Source organism: Bradyrhizobium sp., assembly GCF_030654605.1.
Lineage (GTDB): Bacteria > Pseudomonadota > Alphaproteobacteria > Rhizobiales > Xanthobacteraceae > Bradyrhizobium.
Window position 1 is genome coordinate 1 of record NZ_JAURXB010000267.1, and the last position, 4,661, is coordinate 4,661.

Genomic DNA, 4,661 nt, shown 5'->3' on the forward strand with positions numbered 1-4,661 from the left:
CCACAAGGGCCCCGGCAGCGCGCCCGAGATTCCTCTCGACACCACCAGGGGCCATCGCGACGACGAGAAACAGAACATCCGCGAGCAGGGCGATCACGGCAATATGGTGCAGAATACGAGCAACCGGCGGAGCGGGTGAGACGAGTGACCGACGGTCGGTGAGATAGGTCGTCATTCCGGGGCGCGCGTAGCGCGAACCCGGAATCCCGGTACTGACAATGTAAGATCGGTGAGTCGCTTGCTGCCCATGCTTCGAGACGCTCGCCTCCGCATGGGGGTGTTGACCGTCACAGTTGGGTTGAGAATGTTTCCAATCATTTGACGTGGAATATTATCCTATAAAAGTTATCAACTTGCTATTGAGAACAAAATAAGAACAATGTAATATCTCGTGCTGCATAATGATGCTTCGTAGACAATGCCGGGATGCCGAATCAGTCGATCATTCCGCCCGACATTGCTGCGCGTTACGAGGTGTTCGAATGGCGCAACGGGCTGGCGATCCTGACATCCGCTCATCCAGACAAGTGGACCAACATTCTGGAGGTGCTGCGGGGCTTTTCGTTCACGACAAGCGACGTTTTGAAGCCGGGCGGATCGAAGGGTTTGATCGCCAGCAAACTGGACTCGCATTTCACCAAGCTTGGGTGGATCGAAAAGAAATTCGAAACCAAAATTGTGGTGGACGACGCAGAACATGCCGCGCCAACGCACAAGGTGGACTGCTACAAGGATCGCGTCGCGCTCGAAGTCGAGTGGAACAACAAGGATCCGTTCTACGATCGCGACCTGAACAACTTCCGCCTACTCTTCGATCTGCGCGCCATCGACGCGGGTGTCATTGTCACCCGCTGCACCGAGCTGCAGCAGATTTTCAACAAGCTGGGCAGGGGGTCTAGCTTTGGAAACTCGACGACCCACATGGCGAAATTACTACCGAGGCTTGAAGGCGGAAGCGGCGGCGGATGTCCCGTTGTTGTCTTTGGAATCAGGACAGCATGTTATGTCGAAGACGAGTGATGACGCGGCGCGTGACCTGCTGAAATTCGCGTCCAATCGCCGCTTTGCGACGATCCTTGCCGATCCGCCTTGGCAGTTCATCAACAAGACCGGCAAGGTCGCGCCCGAGCATAAGCGTCTGGCGCGCTACGGCACAATGAAGCTCGAGGAGATCAGCGCGCTGCCCGTGGTAGACCTTGCCGCGCCAACTGCACATCTCTACCTGTGGTGTCCAAACGCACTTCTGCCAGAGGGATTGGCCGTGATGAAGGCGTGGGGCTTCAATTACAAATCCAACCTAGTCTGGCACAAGATCCGTAAAGATGGCGGCTCGGATGGACGCGGTGTTGGATTCTATTTCCGCAATGTCACCGAATTGATCTTGTTCGGCGTGCGTGGCAAGAACGCTCGCACGCTTGCGCCAGGACGGCGGCAGGTCAATTTGCTGGGAACACGCAAGCGTGAGCATTCGCGGAAACCTGATGAGCAATATGACATCATCGAAGCGTGCTCACCTGGGCCGTTCGTCGAGTTATTCGGACGTGGTACGCGTAAGGGGTGGACGACGTGGGGCAATCAGGCTGGCGACGATTACAAGCCGACATGGAAGACCTATGCAAATCACTCGCAGGCTGGTCTGCTCGTTGCAGACTAGAGAAGAGCGTCACAGGATATGCTCTCGCAGCTGAGCTGAACCATAGCTCTATTGCTAGCGGCAGACGAGACCGTCAGGTCTGAATGGACGATGCTTAGCGGTACGGCTGACCGTCCCAAGTCCGCTCACTGGCGGCCACTATAAGGACCGGACACGTTCCCATGACGCCGCGCTTGACGCGCATTTGTGCCTTGTCGAATGCGGTTACAGTCGACGTGCTTAAGTCTATAGGGAGCTTCGCGGTTCGGTCAGCTTCAGGAAGTGTCGCCTGATACTCCGACCAGATCCTTCTAGCCAAATTCAGAAGGCGCAACCGATCCTTGGTGATGATGACACCGGCGGATATCACTCCCGCCTCGTACCATGACCGGTATGAAGCCAGGTCGCGATCTAGGTTCCCGTCCTTTGCATTCCACTCGACGTCGACAATCACGCGTCCCTTGTGATTATCGACGAGATAGCCTTCCTGCCGTACTGGCGGGAGATTTCCTATCACAGCATTGTTGCGATTGAGCAAGATGCCTGTGGTCTCGAGATCGAGGCGGGCTTCTTGCCAGCCGCGAGCCGAAAAAAGACTGTCGATCTGCTCCGCGACGTCGCCTCGATTTCCGCCGGCCTTCAGCCAATATTCCGGACTTAACCTATAGGTAGACAGAACATCGACAATGTCCTTCCACTCAGAACGGCAGACTGCTTGCATTACTGCGGCTGCTGAGTTCGTCTCCATGAACTCCCAGTGATCGCGCGCCGCTGCCGGCAAGACGCTGGAATCATCGTAGGTGCGGGTCTCAAACATAAATCTTGGCCATCCAGCGCCGAATCAACAGCAAGATATCAAATCGTGGACAAACCCCTTACGCCGATCAAAGGGGTGAGTCCGTCGGCCTTGCGGAAGCGGCCGAGTTCTTCGCATTCCAAGGCAAGTTGAATGACGTTGCCTGGCTCGTGTAGCTACCTCTTCTTCCACCCGCCGCGATGCCCCGGAGCCCCGCCGCTCGATCGCGGCACCGGGCCGAACTCCGGGCCGGACTGGCGCGAGTCGGTGGGCTGGAAGATCTTGCTGCCGCTGCCTGCGCCGGTGTCGTCGAGCGAGGGTTTGCGCGGGCGGGCGCCGCCCGGGCGGTAGGGCAGGGATTCCGGGCCGTGCATTTCGTCGAGGTGGGGTTTGTGGACGCGGGAGGAAGAGGCCACCCTTGGCGTGTTGTTGCCGCCGCGCTTCGATGAGCCCTTCGGCATATTCGCCGACTCGCCGTATTTCTTCGTGCCGGCGTAGGCGCCGGCTTTCGCCGCGACGCCGCGCTGCTTGATGGTGGGATCGTCGACCACGGCCAGCTCCGTCGCGCGCAGGCGTTTGACTTCGTCGCGGAGGCGGGCGGCTTCCTCGAAATTGAGGTCGGCGGCGGCTTCGCGCATCCTGGTTTCGAGGTCGGCGAGCACGGCCTCGAAATTGTGGCCGATGCTGATGACGTCGTCTGCCATGCCGCCGTCGCCGATTTCCACCAGCACATGGTCGCGCTCGTAGACGCTGTTCATGATGTCGCCGATGGATTTCTTGATGCTTTCGGGCGTGATGCCGTGGGCGGTATTGTATTCCACCTGCTTTTCGCGGCGGCGGTCGGTCTCGGCGATGGCGCGCTCCATCGATCCCGTGACCTGGTCGGCGTAGAGGATCACGCGGCCGTCGACGTTGCGCGCGGCGCGGCCGATGGTCTGGACCAGCGAGGTCTCGCTGCGCAAAAAGCCTTCCTTGTCGGCGTCGAGGATCGCGACCAGCGCGCATTCGGGAATGTCGAGGCCTTCGCGCAGCAGATTGATGCCGACCAGCGCGTCGAAGGCGCCGAGCCTGAGATCCCTGATGATCTCGATACGCTCGATGGTGTCGATGTCGCTGTGCATGTAGCGCACGCGGATGCCCTGCTCGTGCAGGTATTCGGTGAGATCCTCCGCCATCCGCTTTGTCAGCACGGTGATCAGGCTGCGATAGCCGGCGTTGGCGGTGGCGCGGACTTCGCCGACGAGATCGTCGACCTGGGTGCGCGCTGGGCGGATGTCGACCGGCGGATCGATCAGGCCGGTGGGACGGATCACCTGTTCGACGAACACGCCGCCGCTCTCGTTCAGCTCCCACGCGCTGGGCGTGGCGGAGACCGCGACCGATTGCGGGCGCATCATGTCCCATTCCTCGAAGCGCAAGGGACGGTTGTCCATGCAGGAAGGCAGCCGGAAACCGTATTCCGCCAGCGTCGCCTTGCGCCGGAAATCGCCTTTGAACATGCCGCCGATCTGCGGCACCGTGACGTGGCTTTCGTCGGCGAACACCAGCGCATTGTCGGGGACGTATTCGAACAGCGTCGGCGGCGGTTCGCCGGGTCGGCGTCCCGTCAGGTAGCGCGAATAGTTCTCGATGCCGGCGCAGGAGCCGGTGGCTTCCATCATCTCGAGATCGAAGGTGGTGCGCTTCTCCAGCCGTTGCGCTTCCAAGAGGCGGCCCTGGTCGTGCAACTGGTCCAGCCGCCATTTCAATTCGGATTTGATCGACTTGATCGCCTGCACCAAGGTCGGCCGCGGCGTCACGTAATGCGAGTTGGCGTAGATCTTGATGAATTCGAGGTCGTCCTGGCGGTGGCCGGTGAGCGGATCGAATTCCTCGATGTTTTCCACGGTGTCGCCGAACAAATTCACGCGCCAGGCGCGGTCTTCATAGTGGGCCGGGAAGATATCGATGTCGTCGCCGCGCACCCGAAACGTGCCGCGGGTGAAATCGGCCTGCGTCCGCTTGTACTGCAGCGCGACGAGATCGGCGATCAACTGGCGCTGGTCGATGCGCTCGCCCTTCTTCAGCGCGAAGGTCATCGCGGTGTAGGTCTCGACCGAACCGATACCGTAGATGCACGACACCGAGGCGACGATGATGACGTCGTCGCGCTCCAAGAGCGCCCGCGTCGCCGAATGGCGCATGCGGTCGATCTGCTCGTTGATGGACGAGTCTTTCTCGATATAGGTGTCG

Annotated in this window: 4 protein-coding genes; 2 read left to right on the plus strand and 2 right to left on the minus strand. The window is 59.9% G+C overall.

The genetic code is table 11. The annotated features are described in order from the left end of the window. Positions 1-426: 426 nt before the first annotated feature. Positions 427-1,020, plus strand: coding sequence for a BglII/BstYI family type II restriction endonuclease (locus Q7U29_RS23975; protein ID WP_304745479.1), 594 nt, complete (start codon positions 427-429; stop codon positions 1,018-1,020). Continuing rightward, complete coding sequence (locus tag Q7U29_RS23980; protein ID WP_304745481.1) at positions 1,004-1,654, plus strand: MT-A70 family methyltransferase; 651 nt, start codon at positions 1,004-1,006, stop codon at positions 1,652-1,654. The genes Q7U29_RS23975 and Q7U29_RS23980 overlap by 17 nt, the downstream gene beginning before the upstream one ends. 94 nt (positions 1,655-1,748) lie before the next feature. On the opposite strand, the gene Q7U29_RS23985 is transcribed toward Q7U29_RS23980, so the two are convergent. Both Q7U29_RS23985 and uvrB read right to left on the minus strand, forming a co-directional pair. Next, a complete protein-coding gene (locus Q7U29_RS23985) occupies positions 1,749-2,450 on the minus strand; it encodes a BglII/BstYI family type II restriction endonuclease (protein ID WP_304745483.1) in 702 nt (233 codons plus the stop codon). Between the two features lie 155 nt (positions 2,451-2,605). Next, on the minus strand, positions 2,606-4,661 hold a 2,056-nt coding region (uvrB, locus tag Q7U29_RS23990; protein ID WP_304745485.1), incomplete at its 5' end, for an excinuclease ABC subunit UvrB.